Origin of the sequence: Sulfurovum sp. NBC37-1, from assembly GCF_000010345.1 — a bacterium.
Taxonomy (GTDB): domain Bacteria; phylum Campylobacterota; class Campylobacteria; order Campylobacterales; family Sulfurovaceae; genus Sulfurovum.
In genome coordinates, this window is the sequence record NC_009663.1 from 1,212,770 (window position 1) to 1,228,791 (window position 16,022).

Below are 16,022 nucleotides of genomic sequence, written 5' to 3' on the forward strand. Positions count from 1 at the left end.
TATGAAAAGAAAAGAAAAGATCAAATTGTTCACCACCACCATCATCGCGGGGGAATTCAAAGGAAAACATATCGAGATACCCGATATCTCGACCACGCGGAGCTCCAAGTCCATTCTGAAGGAATCCTTCTTCAATACCGTCCAATTCGACATCATCGACAGGAATTTCGTTGAAGTCTTTGCAGGCAGCGGTTCGGTTGGACTGGAAGCACTCAGCCGCGGTGCGGCACAGTGTTATTTTATGGAGTATAACAAGACTGCCTTCCGATCCCTCGAGAATAACATCAAACAGACCGACCCAAGCCGGTGTCATGCATTCTACGGAGACAGTTTTGAGAATTTTGCCACTGTTTACGGATTGTTGAAACGTCAGGGCGGGAAAACCTATTTCTATTTTGATCCGCCTTTTTCTACCAGAGACGGGATGGATGAGGTCTACGACAAAACCATAGCCCTCATCGGACAGATCGAACCTGAGGTATGTGAAATGGTTGCCGTGGAACATATGACCAACCTGACCATGCCTGATGATATCGGTGCTCTTGAAAAGGTTAAAAAGAAAAAATTCGGACGCAGTACATTGACCTACTACCGTCCAAAAGGTAAAGCATGACAAAAAAAGAAGACCATATCGCCCTTTTCATCGACTGTGACAACATTTCACACCGCTCGATCGAAGGGATCATCAATGAACTGAGCAAATACGGCGTGGTGAATATCCGCCAGGCTTACGGGAACTGGACTAAAGACAATCTAAAAAACTGGGAAGATAAACTCCTCGAGTTCGCCATCAAGCCCATACAGCAGTTCGATTATTCCAAGAACAAGAATGCTACGGATATCCTTATGACCATCGACGCCATTGACCTGTTGCATACCAAAGATATCGATGCCTTTGCTTTTGCAACCAGTGATTCAGACTTTACCCCTGTAGTTATGCGTGTACAGGCCGAAGGTATCAAGGTATTCGGTTTTGGGGAGAAAAAGACTCCCAAACCCTTTATGGCAGCCTGTTCACAGTTCATTTTTACCGAAAAACTGATGGCGACATCGGTCAAGCATGAAGATATACCGAACGCTGAAGTAACAACACCTGTACGCAAAAGCGGCAAAGAGATGCGCCAGGATACCTGGCTGGTCAATGTACTGCGAAATGCTGTGGACCATACCATGGATGAATACGGCTGGGCAAACCTTGCAGACGTGGGGACCTACATCAACAATTCTACCTCTTTTTCACCCATCAACTACGGCTACAAGAAACTGAGCAATCTTGTCAAGGAAATAGACCTTTTTGATATCGCCTACGATGAGCACACCAAACAGCTGAGTATCAGAGATAAACGCTGGAAGAGTTAAATGGACCCTTTTATGCGGGAAGCCTTCCTTGAAGCAAAAAGAGGGATAGAAGCAGGAGACGGCGGTCCCTTCGGTGCCGTTATTGTCAAAGACGGAAAGATCATTGCGTCCGGGCACAATGAAGTGGTCAAAACCAATGATCCCACCGCGCATGCCGAAATGATCGCCATACGAAATGCCTCTGCAAAACTCCAAAACTTCAAGCTTGAAGGATGCACGCTCTATGTGACAGGAGAACCCTGTCCCATGTGTTTCTCCGCGATCCACTGGGCACATATAGAGAGGGTCTACTACTGTAACACAAAAGAAGATGCTGCCCGCATTGGTTTTGACGACAGCCTGATCACCGAGATCATTCTGGGGAAGAAAAAAGATCCGGTCTCCTTTATGCATACACCCCATGAACAATGTCAGACACTCTTTAGTGTGTGGTATGAAGATCCGGAGAAAATACCTTATTGATCGCTATCGGTATAAGTAGGTTATTTCGTACTGTGTCAAATGGTTTTTTCTTTGGTTACTGCATTCTTGCCTTCTTATCCAGGGAGGACATTTTGTCCTTTAAAACGATTATTTGACAAATAACGGAACACTTTGTCCTATTAACGCCAATTTTAGGTGCTAAATTTTATAAGCTGATCGGTATATAATGTTCCTTGAATAAATAGAATCTACAAAAAACTATATAATATTTAGATAATCTCCACAATTATTTTTTATAATACAATTATCTTAAAAATACGAGGATATATTTTATGAAAACAATAACAAAAGTTCTAATCTCAACAGTTTTAGCTTCAGGCTTATTCGCACAATCCGATGTTTATTTAACGAACAATGCTGGTGTTCCAGATTTAAAAATGCCAAATAATAAATTGGCCTTCAAAGAAATTGAGGGGTATCAAAACTATAAAATTATTGCCACCCATTTCAGAACCGATAAAAATGAGATACGATATGTTTTAGCAAATCCAGTTGCTTATAATGCTCTTTTACATCAGACTAAGATTATGCCTGATGGAAGTAAAATTGTAAAAATCGGATGGAGTGTGAAAAAAATGCCGACTTGGCCGGGAGCACTTGAATCAGATAAAATACAAAGAGTCGAATAGATGATAAAAAACAGTAAAAAGTTTAATCATGACGGAGACCACTGGGGTTATGCCCGTTTTGTCAAAACTAAAGACGGTTATAAGCCTTGGGCTAAAGGTACACAAAGCTGTATTGCATGCCATGCGAGTGTAAAAAGTGATGATTATCTTTTTACGCACTTTCAAAAAACATTTTAGAGAGTACATGAAAAAAAAACTTCTTGTCATCGAAGATGAAAAAGCCATTGCTGATTTGATTGTACAAAGATTTGACACCTCTTTGTATGATGTAGATATATCTACAGATGGCAATGAAGCTCTTGCTAAATTACGTACAGATAAATACGACCTGGCAACTATTGACATTATGCTTCCTCATGTTGACGGACTTACGCTTTGCAAAAAATTCAGAGAATTCTCACCACAAACATTTTTAATTATAGTGAGTGCTCTTGATGAAGAAGAAACTAAACTCAAGGGATATGCATACGGTGCAGATGATTATATTACAAAACCTTTTAGTACCAAAGAGTTGCTTGCAAAAGTGGAGTCATATTTTAGAAGAGAAAACATTCTAATATCCCAAAAGTCAATAAATCTACAAAACCTTTCCTTGGATGATGCAAAAAAAGAGATTAAAATAAATGGTCGTGGTCTTGCGTTTACACCTAGTGAATATTTACTTTTCTTTACCCTTATAAACAATCCGAAAAAACTTTTTTCAAGAGAGGAGTTGTCATATCTGATTTATGAAAATAATTTAGGTGAAATAGACAGTAGAGGAATTGACTCACATATTTCGCATATTCGGAAAAAGATAAAAAAATTCGATACCGTAGAATACATTAAAACAGTTCATGGCCAAGGGTACATAATAAATGAGCATTAAAAAATTACTACTGATTTCCTACATTATTGCAGGATTTATCATATCAATATTTACCGCCTTTATGACATTTTATATTATTGATGTTCCTATCGGTATGAAAATGTTTTCAAAAATAGTCATAACTATTAGTATCGTTTTGCCTGTAATTGCTTTGTTGAGTTATTTGATTGGAAGTTATTTTTCCAAGAAATTTGCAGATATACAAAAGAGACTTATTTTAATATCTAAAGAAGATTTTACTCTCTATGATAAAAATGAATATATAGATGAGATAACTGAGATAAATAAAATACTCAACACTGTTTCCATACAGCTGGAGAACTCTATTAATGAGCTCAAAGAAAAAAATAGTGAACTGACATGGATGGTTCGCTCATTTGCTCATGATTTTCGAACGCCTTTGACTATTATACAAGGGAATATAGAGGCTATAGAAGATGGTTTGGTAGCCAATGAAAATATACCGTTAGTCTTAGAAAAAGTTAAATACGAGACTCACTATATGAATGAACTGCTCAGTGACGTACTTTTATTTATTGGGTCTATGAAAAGTGTTGTAAAAAAAGAGAAGATACAACTCAAAGAATTTATAGATAAAGAAATATTTGTACTCCTTGTGCCTGATGCAAGTGTCACTTTGATAAATGCAATGAAAGAAGAAGATGAGATTCTATTTACTAAAACAGATTTGAAAAAGATTATCATAAATTTACTTGACAATAGTATCAAGTTTACTACTAAAGGTAGTATCACTATTGCTTTAGAAAATAATTCCCTTATAGTGCAAGACACAGGAACAAGCATAGAGACAAAAGAGTGTGAGAAAATTTTTCAACCATTTTATACAGTGGATGAAAGTAAAAACCGCCTTAAAAGCGGTTTTGGATTGGGACTTGCAATAACAAAAAATCTAGCACAAAAAAATGATTATTCTTTAGCATGTGATACCAAGTATAAGAATGGGTTTAAAATAGCTTTAATACCTCAATGAGTCAACTGTATTCACCTTATTTTAGAGTAAAGAGGTCTGTAAAGTTTATCGGATCTAAAGGAGAAGAATATGCCACGTAAACCTCGTATTGAGATAGCAGAAGTACGGGGGTCAGTTGCCACCTATTGTCTGTTATTAACGGTGCCCTTATTAAACTTCTGCCGTTTTCTTCACCCTCTTCTTTTTGGGCTCTGGTTCAACGAACTCCCCTTTGATCAACCCTGCCTCATGCAGGAACTGTGAAGGTTTGTAGTCTATTTTCTTGACTTTGTCGTACTGGGCAAGAGAAAGGTAGAGTTTGTCTTTTGCTCGTGTGACGGCCACATAGAACAACCTTCGTTCTTCTTCAATGCTGCTCATCATCTTTCTATTGGGAAAACGGCCGTCCACCAGATCGACTACATAAACTTCCGGGAATTCCAGGCCTTTGCTGGCATGTACCGTCAGCAGATTCACCCCTTCCCCTTCACTGAGCTCTCCGCCGCCCAGCACCATGGCATTGACGAATCGGCCCAATTCTTTGTATTGTCGTGAAAGGTCGAGCAGCAGGTTGGCTTTACGCAAAATGCGTTCACGTGCCACTTTCTTCTTCTCTTCGTCCACCTCTCCGGTTTTCAGGCGCCCTCTCTGTGTCGAGAGCATTTCAACGATCCCGCTGTAGAGTTTGGATGAAATGGCTGTCCGGAGAATCTTGGCAGGATTCTTCTCGGATTTGATCTCATTCATCAGTCTGTAGAAATCATTGAAGAACTTTACACCGTCCTGAATGATCTTCGGGTGCTTGAGTAAAGGATGGCCGTAAACACTGTGAGGAAGATCGAGATGTTTGAAACGCGTGGCTGAACCGATCTCATGGTCATCGTCAAAGAGCCCGAGCTGAACATTTTTGTTGGGGTTAAGCTTGGGAAGTTCCGAATTAACCGGGTAGAGAACCCCCTGCATGAAATTACCGTTCCCAAAATGAAGAAAACACTGAAAGAACTCTTTGGAAAGTGCGGAACCCACGCCTGATGCATATTCAAAAACATGTATGAACGCCATCATATCCTTGGGGTTGACCAGCAGGGAGAGCAGATCGAGAAGAAATTTGATCTCTTTGGCATCGAAAAAACTTGTTCCACCCTTTCGTTTACACGGTATTCCCACTTCACGAAGACTCGCTTCTATCCCGTCTGCAGAAGAGTTGTTGCGGAAGATCACGGCAATGTTGTCATTGGGAACATGGGTATGCTTGATGCTCTGTGCAATAGCCTGATACTGTTCAAAGAGGTCTTTGTACATCAGCAGTCTTGGCGGGTGGGTCTTTCCGTGACGCCCTACTTCAAGTTTTTTGGGGTAAATGCGTTCGTTGCGCTCTATGACCCTGTTGGCAAGAGAAAGAATGGGGGCAGTAGAGCGGTAATTCGTTTTGAGTGTAAAAACATTGGCATCGGGGTATCGCTTGGAAAAGGTAGCGATATTTTCTATATTCGCACCATTAAAGGCGTAAATACTCTGATCATAATCTCCGACGCAAAAAAGCGAACGTGGTTTGAGTGTATCGATGAGCGCTCCCTGAAGCGTGTTGGTGTCCTGGTATTCATCTACCAGTACCTCTTCAAAGTGTATGGTGTTCTCCTCAAGATGACTTTTGATACGCAGCAGCAGGTCATTGAACGAAGCAAAACCGTAATCGATCTTCTCCTTCTCAAACTCCTGCACAATGTCCATATAGGCATCCATAATCACTTCATGATCTGGGTACTTTTCCAAAAACCACTCATCGAATCCCTCAAGGGAGGCATTTTGGTACAGAGAATACATCTCGTAAAGGTAGGTGGCCGAAAAAGGCGCCAGAGGCAGGTTCATTCGCTCAAAATTTCGTTTTTCGTAAATACTCCTGAAAAGTGTTTTGAGTTCTGAAGGCTGTTTGAGCGCAAGGTTGGGGTGCAGTTCTTTGAGCCATCGGTAGGAGACGGCATGAAACGTACCTGACTCGATACGCGATACGACTTTTTTTGGGAAATACCTCTCCAGACGGGCGATCATCTCTCCTGCAGCTTTGTTGGTAAAGGTCAGCAGAAGGATCTTCGAAGGGTCCGTGCCTTCATTTAGAAGATGGGCGATACGCCCGACGATGGTTGAAGTTTTCCCTGTCCCGGCGCTGGCGATGATGAGATTTTGTCCCAGAGATGCGGTGGCAGCGCTGAGCTGTTCAGCGTTGAGTGTGCTGAGTGGCAATTATATGTGACCGAGAATGTAGTAAGTATTTTTGTTGTCGACTTTTTTCAGGTTCAGTTTGTACTTATCCGCCCAGTGGTTGACGATCTTGTTGAAGGCACTGAGGTTGTCTGCCGAACTATCCTCGTTACATTTGATCTTAAGGTAGTTCTCCGAATTGGACATAGCAATATACCCTTTTTCCACGGCAAGTGCATCGTTAAATGATGGGAGATGCGGAGAAAATTTTTCAAAACCGTCCGTATTTGCGATGATATCTTTGATCTGATTAAGTGTCTGCGGGGTCTGCGAATAGCCGAGTTGAATCAAAAGTGCTTCAGGTGTTAGTTCGAGATGCATGTTTTTCCTAATATATATAGATAGTGTGTCAAGAATCAGATTGTAGCAAAAAAGAGGTTAGGAAAGAGAAGAAAAAAGACCGAAATTTAAAACAGTGTCTCTTTTGGTGTCTCTACTCTGGCAATAAGGTCTTTGTAGTGTTCGACGTTCTGAAAAGCTTTTTCATAACGCCATCGTAGTACGAATTCAATGATCTCATTCTTGAGTGTAGGATCAAGTGTTTCCGCTTTTCCAAAATATCCGAGTGAAACGTTTTTGGCTTTTTTCTTTCCATTCTTGTCTGGTTCGTAGGTAATAGCGATGATTTGGATATATTTTCCTTCTCGTACTTCTCCAAAATCTTCTTCTTTGAGACCGATACCGGATAGATTCATTGCTTTATAGATAAAGATATCATCAAAATTCGGAGATTTCTCAAAGATCTTCAGCTTTTCATAAAGAGCCTTGACTCTCGCGATATTTTCTTCTCTGACACCCTCAAAGCTGATATTTTCAACCGGTTTTTCATTCTTTTTGGCAGGTGTGGGAACGGGTGATACTTTGGGTTCTCTTTTCTCCTCTGTACTGACATCAGCAGCTGCTTCTTTCTGTGACAACTCCTCTTCCAAACGACTGGTAAGTGCTTTAAGTTTGTCTAAACTATTTGACATCACGGTTCCCTTTTCTTTAAATAATCAAAGTCTGGCAACCCGGCTATCTTCATGAGACCCGTGGCTTTCCGTCCCTGTTTCGCAACAGGTTTGGCATATATTAGATAATATAGTACTGCACATTTTATAATATTAACTTTAAATCATAGTGAATAATATCAAAATTTTTCTATTTTTTAATGTGAAAAGCTGAAAATAATAATATTATTTAATATTCTATTTGTTCTTCTACTCTTAACCAATCTTTTGATAGAATCCCTATACATTAAAAAGAGGTGGAGAACAGTGCAGTATCTGGAGATAAAAGGCGGGAAAAAACTGAGTGGCAGCGTGACAATAAGCGGTGCGAAAAATGCGGCGCTCCCTGTGATCGCTGCAACGATCCTGAGTGACAAAGATGTAACCCTCACCAATTTGCCAAATGTGGTCGATATCCGTACACTGCTCAAACTGCTTACCATGCTTGGCGGCGTGGTGGAACATGAGGGAACGGTTGCAAAGATCAATAATGGATCCATCACCTCGACCAAAGCGGTCTATGAGATCGTCTCGCAGATGCGAGCCTCCATTCTGGTACTGGGTCCCCTGCTCACCCGTTTTGGTGAATGTGAAGTCTCCTTGCCCGGCGGGTGTGCCATCGGGCAGCGCCCTATTGACCTGCATCTCAAAGCACTGGAAGCCATGGGTGCAAAGATTACGATAGAAAGCGGTTATGTCCATGCTGTCGCTCCCAACGGACTGCACGGTGCAAAGATCATTTTTGACAAGATCACGGTAGGCGGTACGGAAAACATCATTATGGCAGCCGCACTTGCCAAAGGAACGACCATCATCATCAATGCGGCCAAAGAACCTGAGATCGTACAACTATGTGAAATGATTGCTGATGCCGGTGTAAAGATAGAAGGTATCGGTACCAATGAACTCACTATAGAAGGCACGGACGGTATACCGCTTGCATTTAAAACCGTAGAGATCATCCCCGACCGTATCGAAGCGGGGACCTACCTTTGTGCCGGTGCGATCACAAAATCGGAGATTACATTAAACAAGGTCAATGCGGAGCATATACGCGCTTCTATTGACAAACTTGAAAGTATGGGGTTCACCTTTGATATAGCTAAGGACAGCATTACCATTCATCCTACAGATATTATCAACCCTGTCAATCTCATCACGATAGAGTATCCGGGATTTCCTACCGATATGCAGGCACAGTTCATGGCTGTTGCTGCTATGGCTGATGGGGAAAGCCTGATTGAGGAGCGTCTTTTTGAGAACCGATTCATGCATGTAAGCGAATTGAACCGTCTGGGTGCCGATATCTGGCTCAAGGGGAGTGTTGCTGCGGTAAAAGGAGTAAAAGAACTTCATGGTGCAGATGTCATGGCGACCGATCTGCGGGCCAGTTCTGCTTTGGTCCTTGCCGGGCTTGTAGCCGAGGGAACGACCAATGTCCGTCGTATCTACCACCTTGACCGAGGTTATGACAACCTGGAAGGCAAACTGGCTGCGCTGGGTGCGGATATCGTCAGAAAAGAAGAAGAGAAGTAAGTCGTATGCCAAAAGAGATAGAGCGAAAATTCCTTGTTGACAGCACAAAACTTCCCAAACTTCCTACCGCTCATCACATTAAACAGGGCTATATCCCTACAGCCGGTACTGCCACAGTCCGTATCCGTATCAGTGATGACCGGGCATTTCTTACCCTAAAAGGCAAAGCCAAAGGCTTGACCCGCTCAGAGTTCGAGTACGGCATACCTGTTGAAGAGGCAGAAATGATGCTTACCGAGCTCTGTACTTCCTCTCACATCAAAAAAAAACGTTATCTTATTCCCTATGGTGACCATACCTGGGAACTGGATATCTTCGAAGGGGACAATGAAGGACTGATCGTTGCTGAAATAGAGCTGCAGGCTGAGCACGAAACCTTCCAAAAGCCTCCATGGGTCACAGAGGAAGTCTCCTACGATCCACACTACAGAAACGCCTACCTTATCGATCACCCCTACTCCATGTGGGCTGATAGCTAGCGCTAACGCATCAGATACTGGGTCATTTCTTGCTTGGGGATGGGTCTTGAATAATGGTAGCCCTGTATGATGTAACAGCCGTTCTCCAACAAGTAACGTACCTGATCCCTGTGCTCCACACCTTCTGCTATGATCTCCAGATGCAGGCTCTCCGCCAGTGCGATCACAGCATTTGTAATGGCACAATCCTCGGTATTGTACGGTAAGTCAAAAATAAAAGTTTTGTCTATCTTCAGCTTGTCTACGGGTAGACGCTTCAGATAGGCCAAAGAGGAATAACCGGTACCAAAATCATCTATAGATATCTTGATCCCCATTTGGTTGAGCATATAGAGTTTTTTAATGGAGTGCTTTGGGTTGAGCATTACCTGGGTCTCCGTTATTTCGAACGTCAGCCATTTGACCTTGAAACCGGTTTTCAGTATTGTATTCTGCAGTGTGTAGAAGAAGTTTTCTTTCATTAGCTGTGAAATAGGAAGGTTCAAAGAGAGTATGCCCGGGTTAAGACCTATATGATACCACTCGACCATATCGCTCATGGCCTGATGCATGACATAGTAGTCCATCTCCCTTATAAGACCCGTCTCTTCTGCCAAAGGTATGAATGCATCAGGCAATATAAGCCCTTTTTCGGGATGTTCCCATCGTACAAGCGCTTCTAGCCCGACTACACTCCTGTTACGCGCATTGATCTGTGGCTGATAATAGACACGCAGCTGGTTCTTTGCTATTGCTTTGCGTAACTCCTTCTCCATCGTGGCTTTTTCCATAGCCAGGTTGGTCATTTCGGATGAGTAGAACTGGTAATTGTTCCTGCCCACTTCCTTGGCCTTGTACATGGCACTGTCGGCATATTTGAGCAGGTCGTTCTTGTAGACCGCATCCCTGGGGTAAAGACTGATACCGATACTGGCGGTCACATGTAGTGTTTGCCCCTCTACTACGACCTCCTCTTTGAGTGAACCCATCATCTTCCCAGCTATCTTTGCTGCAGATTCAGGTGTATTGAGCTCATGTACCAATACGGTAAACTCATCCCCTCCCAGACGCGAAAGCGTATCTTCTTCCCTGATACACTTGGAAAACCTGTGTGAAACGATTTTCAGTACTTCATCTCCCAAATGGTGCCCGAGTGTGTCGTTGATAAGTTTGAAGTTATCCAGATCAATGAAGAATACCCCGAACTTTTCATTATGTCTATGCGCATAGGTGATCGTCTGCTCCAGCCTGTCGTTAAAGAGCGTCCTGTTTGGGAGCTGGGTGAGCGGGTCATGGTACGCCTGGAAGTTAAGCTGTTTGGTCTGTTCCAACAACTCCAGTTCTATCTCTTTTTTTTGGCTAATATCCTGTGAATAACGTGTAATACCAATGATCCTCTTTTTCTCATCTCTTAGAACTGAAGCAGATACATCCGTATAGATCATCTTTCCCTCTTTAGTCTGTTTGCGTATCTGGTCTCGATAGGATCCGTACAGAAGTGTCTGCATTTTCATCCATTGTGCCTTTTTAAGCTCATCCTCCGGATAGAGAATATCAATGTTCCTCCCGATCATTTCAGAAGCATCATACCCCAGTAACTCGGTTGCCCCATGGTTCCAGTGAATAATTTTGTTGTCCAGGTCAGTTGAGATCACCGCATCATGTATCTGTTCGAGTATCTGTGCCTGTTCTATCTCTTTCTTTTCGATGGCTACCAAATGGCTGATATCAAGGTTGAAGATGATCATAGCATCCCTGTTATGGTATTTTCCGTACTGTGCATAGGTCTGTACTGGGTATTTACTATCATCCTTTTTTGTGTAGACAGTCCTGTTAAGTACCGTACCATTGGCCCGTATCTCTTTTTCAAATTCCCTAAGCTGTTTATGGGTGATCTCTCTGTTGATATCCAGAATGGAAAGTCTGCATATCTCTTCACGGGTATAACCCAGTTTCCGGATAGCCGCATCATTGGCGTACAGGTAGCGGAATGTGCCCAGCTCAACGATCAGTACTTCACCGCTGGCGTACTCTATGATGTCGCCCAGTTCTTTGTTCTCCTGTTTTAACCTGAGCTGTTCCGTGATATCGAGTGTCGTTCCAACGATTCTGTCCGGCTCCCCTTGCTTGTCGAAGAGCATCTTGGCATTGATCAGCACCGTGATGATCTCTCCGTCCTCACGTCTGACACGAAGCGAAACACTTTTGACCTTTCCATCCTGAAGGCTTCTCAGTCCCTCATAGGCAATATGTCTGTCTTTTTTAACCACCCGTGAAAGGAAGGTGTCGAGTGTCGGCTGTGTGTTTTCCGGATCCAGCTGGTAGATATCATAACTTCTTTTCGACCATTGTGCCGTATTGTGTTTCAGGTCTATTTCCCAGCTTCCAAAATGTCCGATCTGCTGTATTCTGTGCAAGGCCTCTTTTTGTGCTTCTATCACCCTGGTTTTTTCTTCAAGCTTCTGAAATTCCTTTTGAGCCTCCTGCATATTTACATTTATGAAATGGGATAATGCTTTTGCTGATGCCTGATATTCATTCAAAACAATTTTTTGTTTCACTATTTTTTTATCTGTTTTATGAGATGATTCGCTGAGGCCCAAAATCGTCATTGTCTGATTAAGCAGCGCCTTTTTGCCTGAAAAGGAGAAAAATTCACCATAGGTGAAAAATCCCGATACCGGCGCTACACTCTGTAATGGTTTTGTTTCCTGTTCAATCAACTCGGGCAGGAATCTTCTTCTAGCCATACATGAATAGATAAAGATGCATTCAACAGGCTGGGAAACAATATCCTGGCCAATCTGTTCGGACTGATCCAAAAGCATCTTGGCATCACCGTAGCCGAAATAGACTGTGTCTCCCTGATGAAAGTTCCCCGAAAAAGAGAGAGAACCATCCTCATGTACCGACAGAATTGCTCTGGCCGTAAGGTCACCTCCTTTTTTAATGATCAGCGGAAATTCAATACCAATGGCAGGCAGTTTTTGGGCCACTTCTTCACCAAAATATTTTTTATATACGTCATAGGCCGACATGTCATCAATGGTATAGACACGGTTTCTATCGACTTTCGTTACAACAAGGCTTCTGCCAATTGGCTTCCAGTTGAAATTGTATTTTGTATAGATATGCAGCTTCGGATTGGATAACGCTACTCCTACGGCTCCGCGTGAAATAATCTGTTCTCCCGTAAATACATAAGTGTTTTTAAACTCTGCATAGTCCCCGGCCATTCCGCCTGCTACAGTCAGTTCCGGACAGACTGCATCGATGCCTCTAAGAAACTCTTCACCATTGCTTTTGGTACCGTCCAAAAAAGCAATGAGTACTTTTTTGTCTTCTTGAGAAGTAACGGCCTCTGCCAGTGTCTGGCCTGTCTCATGACTATCCATCTTACCGTCAGCGTCTACGCAAACAGGGTAGAGGACGGTATCTTCAAACTGTGTCAGTGAAATGACATGGGTATGGGTAGTAACTTTACCCGAACAGATCTCTCCGTCGGTTGTTGCCCCTATAATGACCGCACGGGGGAAAAGTGAGGTGATCTCATTCGTCATTACCTCGATTTTGGTTTTGTCGGTATAGCTGGTGAAAACTTGGATCAGGAGTTGATCATTGTCAGCAATATCCACTTGTAGGACAAACTCTTGAAAATGTTGCTTGTCTGTATAGTAGGTATTGACTGTTCTCATCACTTCACTTTTATTGTGTATCTTAATAATATATTATAGTCAAATAGACAACAAATCACAATAGTTTACCCTTCCGGGCAGCTTGAAATCAGGAAGCGTTACCTCTAAGCACATCCAATACATTCGTTGCATACGAGCCTTTGGGAAGCACAAAAGAGAGTTCATAGTGGGCTTTCTCTTCCACATAATTCTTTTTGATCTCCGTTACCTGTATCCAGGCGTAGCGTCTTGCCCCGTTCATTTTGATCTCTTCATCGAAGTATTCTTCCAGCATTCTTGCGGTTGCAGCGGACCTTTTTACCCTTGTACCGGGTATGAGGCCTGTAGGCGCGATATCTTTTGTTTCAAACCGTTCTGCCTCTTTGCTGAGCTCTTCCACTTCAAAAAGCCTGCCGTACGGGTAGTGCATCATCAGGTCACCCTCAACAAGCTTGAAAAAGTTTTTTTGTTCTTTGCTACCTTTGAGTGAACCCTCAGGCAGATTCATCAGCTTCTCCGTATCTGCTTCGCTGAACTCCTGTAGCAAGAGTGTGAGCTCCATTCGCCTGCAGAGCCAACTGTTGAAAAGATAACTCTGATACGATCCCATCAGGAACTCTCTGGTCTTTCTGTCGCGGATCTTCAGTTTCCCTTCTATCAGCTTTTTCCCGTCTTCCCAGTTATTCCCGTCCGTACCGAAGCGCTGGTTGCCGAAATAGTTCGGTACCCCATGACTCTTGATCCATTTCAGCACAGAATCCAGTTTATCCTTCTGCACACCGAGTACTTTTTTCAGACGGATCTCGAAACGGTTACCTTTGAGGTGCCCTACACGTATCTTATTGTTATGACGTACTTTATCGAGTATCTTGATCTTTTCATGGCTGAAAGCATCCAGTTTCTCTTCGAACTTCGCCGGCAGGGAGATGTACTGAATGGTCATGGCATGCTTGTCTTTCAAACCGGCATAGCCCATGTCACGTCTTCTGATGCCGACATGGTTGGAGATTGCATCAAGCATTTCCCAGGTAGTCATCTCTTTTTTTCGTACTTTGAGAACCAAATGCTCACCCTCCCCTGTAAATTCGTACAGAGGTATCTCTTCAACGGTAAAATCACGCGGAGTAGAATTGAAGACAAAGTCGTTCTTAATATTGAGAGGGTAGATAAGTTTCATTGGGCACAGTCCTGGTATTGTAATGAGTATTTATTTTATCTGAATTGTGGTTACATATGGGCACCTCCAATAACCCAACGGAAAAAGAATTGACAACTTAATCTTTTAAAAGTATAATCAACCTGTATAAAAGAATTTCCCAAACAGGAGGTGTTAAATGAAAGTAGGAAACATTGTTATTTTGGCTAACCTTGGTGAACTTAAAGTATATGAGGCAATGCCCCGTGACCTTGAAGCGGAAGCGGGACTGAAACCTACAAATGTGAAACTTGATCTTGTCGATGAAAAGTGCTACAGTGAGTCACACAAGAAACTGCATGAAATGCTGACTGATCAGGCAGGCCGCTTTAAAGGCGGAAGTCAGGGACGAGGTACATTCACACAGGGCAGTATCGGAGAGAAGCATACGATTGAACAGGAAATCGAAGAAGATGTGTTGAGAGAACTCGCTAAAGATATCTCGGATATCATTATTCAAAAGAGTGCTCCAGCATACCTTGCTCTACCCGATATGGTCTGCAAACGTATTGTGGAGCGTATATCTCCTGACGCAAAGGCAAAAGTGGTCAAAACAATAGAAAAAGATCTTATAAAAGTAAACAAAACAGAACTGCCGGACCAATTCTAGTCTGCCCTCCCCGGTCTTGTCCTGATAGATAGCTGGGCAAGACCATTTCTCTTTTTCCCGATTAGAACCCAAATCCCGAAATAGAAATTCAGCACTCCTCACCATCATCGCATCCATGAACTTTGCTTCATATTCATCACCGCACCTACGGGTGTGCCTCAAACATGAAAACAAACCCCATGGACACGAGCATGGCAAAGATTACAAGAATTCTATTTCGAGATTTGGGTAGAATATACCGGATTGACTTTTCCCCAAAAATATGTATAATCACAGTGAATAATAAAAATAATACAGGACAACGTTTGAAACTTCATAACAAAGAACTCATACTATTCGACCTGGACGGTACACTTATAGACAGTGTACCTGACCTGACGCTTGCGGTCAATGAAATGCTCAGTGCACTTGGCAGAAAGACCTTCCCTGAGGATACGGTACGGTACTGGGTGGGTAACGGAGCCCAAATGCTGGTCAAACGTGCCCTGCTGGGAACAAGAGAAACAGACGAAGAGGTGGATGAAGTACTGTTCGAGAAGGCAATGGCCCTTTTTCTGGACTTCTATGCAAAACATCTGGCAGAAAGTACGGTCACCTACCCTCATGTGGAAGAGACACTCCGCAGCCTGAAGAAGAACGGCTACAGACTTGCCGTCATTACCAACAAACCTTTTGCCTTCGTTGGTCCGATCCTGCAAAATCTGGGTCTGGATGACCTCTTTGAGCTGATCCTGGGCGGCGACTCTCTGCCCCAAAAGAAACCTGACCCCGCACCGCTTCTGCATACCTGTCAGACACTGGGAGTAAGCGTAGAACAATCCCTTATGGTCGGAGACTCCAAAAACGACATTCTTGCAGCCAATACTGCCGGTATGCAGAGTATCGGTGTGACCTACGGCTACAATTATGGTGAAGATATCGCTGTCTACGGACCGGATGCCATCGTGGATGACTTTGCCGATATTTTAAACTTTTTAATGTAGGGATGTGCG

General features: G+C 42.9%; 14 protein-coding genes, 1 pseudogene and 1 riboswitch. Of the genes and pseudogenes, 10 read left to right on the top strand and 5 right to left on the bottom strand.

The features are described 5' to 3' along the window. Position 1: 1 nt before the first annotated feature. From rsmD to SUN_RS06125, 6 genes and pseudogenes are all read left to right on the top strand, one after another. Positions 2-613 carry a 16S rRNA (guanine(966)-N(2))-methyltransferase RsmD gene (gene rsmD, locus SUN_RS06100; RefSeq protein WP_011980869.1) on the top strand — a complete coding sequence of 204 codons (612 nt, stop codon included), beginning with the start codon at positions 2-4 and terminating at the stop codon, positions 611-613. After that, positions 610-1,359, top strand: coding sequence for an NYN domain-containing protein (locus tag SUN_RS06105; protein ID WP_011980870.1), 750 nt, complete (start codon positions 610-612; stop codon positions 1,357-1,359). Before rsmD ends, SUN_RS06105 begins: the two co-directional genes overlap by 4 nt. Further along, on the top strand, positions 1,360-1,821 hold the full coding sequence (locus SUN_RS06110; RefSeq protein WP_011980871.1) for a nucleoside deaminase: 462 nt from the start codon (positions 1,360-1,362) through the stop codon (positions 1,819-1,821). Between the two features lie 398 nt (positions 1,822-2,219). After that, positions 2,220-2,648, top strand: a pseudogene (locus SUN_RS13770) (cytochrome P460 family protein). A 7-nt stretch (positions 2,649-2,655) separates the two neighbouring features. Continuing rightward, positions 2,656-3,339: a response regulator transcription factor gene (locus SUN_RS06120; RefSeq protein ID WP_011980873.1), complete on the top strand. Its 684-nt coding sequence runs from the start codon at positions 2,656-2,658 to the stop codon at positions 3,337-3,339. Continuing rightward, on the top strand, positions 3,329-4,330 hold the full coding sequence (locus tag SUN_RS06125; RefSeq protein ID WP_011980874.1) for a sensor histidine kinase: 1,002 nt from the start codon (positions 3,329-3,331) through the stop codon (positions 4,328-4,330). The genes SUN_RS06120 and SUN_RS06125 overlap by 11 nt, the downstream gene beginning before the upstream one ends. Before the next feature lie 150 nt (positions 4,331-4,480). Here the strand turns inward: SUN_RS06125 and SUN_RS06130 are convergent, their stop codons facing one another. The 3 genes from SUN_RS06130 to SUN_RS06140 all read right to left on the bottom strand — a co-directional run bounded on the left by SUN_RS06130 (position 4,481) and on the right by SUN_RS06140 (position 7,539). Continuing rightward, positions 4,481-6,550, bottom strand: coding sequence for an ATP-dependent helicase (locus tag SUN_RS06130; protein ID WP_011980875.1), 2,070 nt, complete (start codon positions 6,548-6,550; stop codon positions 4,481-4,483). Continuing rightward, positions 6,551-6,889 carry a hypothetical protein gene (locus SUN_RS06135; RefSeq protein WP_011980876.1) on the bottom strand — a complete coding sequence of 113 codons (339 nt, stop codon included), beginning with the start codon at positions 6,887-6,889 and terminating at the stop codon, positions 6,551-6,553. 86 nt (positions 6,890-6,975) lie between these two features. Further along, a complete protein-coding gene (locus tag SUN_RS06140) occupies positions 6,976-7,539 on the bottom strand; it encodes a hypothetical protein (protein WP_011980877.1) in 564 nt (187 codons plus the stop codon). Positions 7,540-7,569: 30 nt separating this feature from the next. After that, positions 7,570-7,644: riboswitch (cyclic di-GMP riboswitch) on the bottom strand. A gap of 180 nt (positions 7,645-7,824) precedes the next feature. Here SUN_RS06140 and murA point away from each other — a divergent pair. Together murA and SUN_RS06150 are read left to right on the top strand one after the other, a co-directional pair. Next, complete coding sequence (murA, locus tag SUN_RS06145; RefSeq protein ID WP_011980878.1) at positions 7,825-9,093, top strand: UDP-N-acetylglucosamine 1-carboxyvinyltransferase; 1,269 nt, start codon at positions 7,825-7,827, stop codon at positions 9,091-9,093. A gap of 5 nt (positions 9,094-9,098) precedes the next feature. Further along, positions 9,099-9,572: a CYTH domain-containing protein gene (locus SUN_RS06150; protein ID WP_011980879.1), complete on the top strand. Its 474-nt coding sequence runs from the start codon at positions 9,099-9,101 to the stop codon at positions 9,570-9,572. Between the two features lie 2 nt (positions 9,573-9,574). On the opposite strand, the gene SUN_RS13025 is transcribed toward SUN_RS06150, so the two are convergent. After that, positions 9,575-13,246, bottom strand: a complete 3,672-nt coding sequence (locus SUN_RS13025; protein ID WP_011980880.1) for a bifunctional diguanylate cyclase/phosphodiesterase — start codon at positions 13,244-13,246, stop codon at positions 9,575-9,577. An 88-nt stretch (positions 13,247-13,334) separates the two neighbouring features. Next, positions 13,335-14,402, bottom strand: coding sequence for a tRNA pseudouridine(13) synthase TruD (gene truD, locus SUN_RS06160; RefSeq protein ID WP_011980881.1), 1,068 nt, complete (start codon positions 14,400-14,402; stop codon positions 13,335-13,337). A 157-nt stretch (positions 14,403-14,559) separates the two neighbouring features. Between truD and SUN_RS06165 the strand changes: the two genes are divergently transcribed. Continuing rightward, entirely contained in the window at positions 14,560-15,030 is a 471-nt protein-coding gene (locus SUN_RS06165) for a host attachment protein (RefSeq protein WP_011980882.1), read from the top strand. 305 nt (positions 15,031-15,335) lie between these two features. After that, positions 15,336-16,013: a phosphoglycolate phosphatase gene (locus SUN_RS06170; RefSeq protein ID WP_011980883.1), complete on the top strand. Its 678-nt coding sequence runs from the start codon at positions 15,336-15,338 to the stop codon at positions 16,011-16,013. The last annotated feature ends 9 nt before the right edge of the window (positions 16,014-16,022 follow it).

What these genes read in the sequence shown, in the direction of transcription:
- SUN_RS06125 (WP_011980874.1), top strand. Translation starts at nt 3,329, where the DNA reads ATGAGCATTAAAAAATTACTACTGATTTCCTACATTATTGCAGGATTT.
- SUN_RS06135 (WP_011980876.1), bottom strand. Translation starts at nt 6,889, where the DNA reads ATGCATCTCGAACTAACACCTGAAGCACTTTTGATTCAACTCGGCTAT.
- SUN_RS06110 (WP_011980871.1), top strand. Translation starts at nt 1,360, where the DNA reads ATGGACCCTTTTATGCGGGAAGCCTTCCTTGAAGCAAAAAGAGGGATA.
- rsmD (WP_011980869.1), top strand. Translation starts at nt 2, where the DNA reads ATGAAAAGAAAAGAAAAGATCAAATTGTTCACCACCACCATCATCGCG.
- SUN_RS06150 (WP_011980879.1), top strand. Translation starts at nt 9,099, where the DNA reads ATGCCAAAAGAGATAGAGCGAAAATTCCTTGTTGACAGCACAAAACTT.
- SUN_RS06165 (WP_011980882.1), top strand. Translation starts at nt 14,560, where the DNA reads ATGAAAGTAGGAAACATTGTTATTTTGGCTAACCTTGGTGAACTTAAA.
- SUN_RS06105 (WP_011980870.1), top strand. Translation starts at nt 610, where the DNA reads ATGACAAAAAAAGAAGACCATATCGCCCTTTTCATCGACTGTGACAAC.
- SUN_RS06140 (WP_011980877.1), bottom strand. Translation starts at nt 7,539, where the DNA reads ATGTCAAATAGTTTAGACAAACTTAAAGCACTTACCAGTCGTTTGGAA.
- SUN_RS06120 (WP_011980873.1), top strand. Translation starts at nt 2,656, where the DNA reads ATGAAAAAAAAACTTCTTGTCATCGAAGATGAAAAAGCCATTGCTGAT.
- truD (WP_011980881.1), bottom strand. Translation starts at nt 14,402, where the DNA reads ATGAAACTTATCTACCCTCTCAATATTAAGAACGACTTTGTCTTCAAT.
- SUN_RS13025 (WP_011980880.1), bottom strand. Translation starts at nt 13,246, where the DNA reads ATGAGAACAGTCAATACCTACTATACAGACAAGCAACATTTTCAAGAG.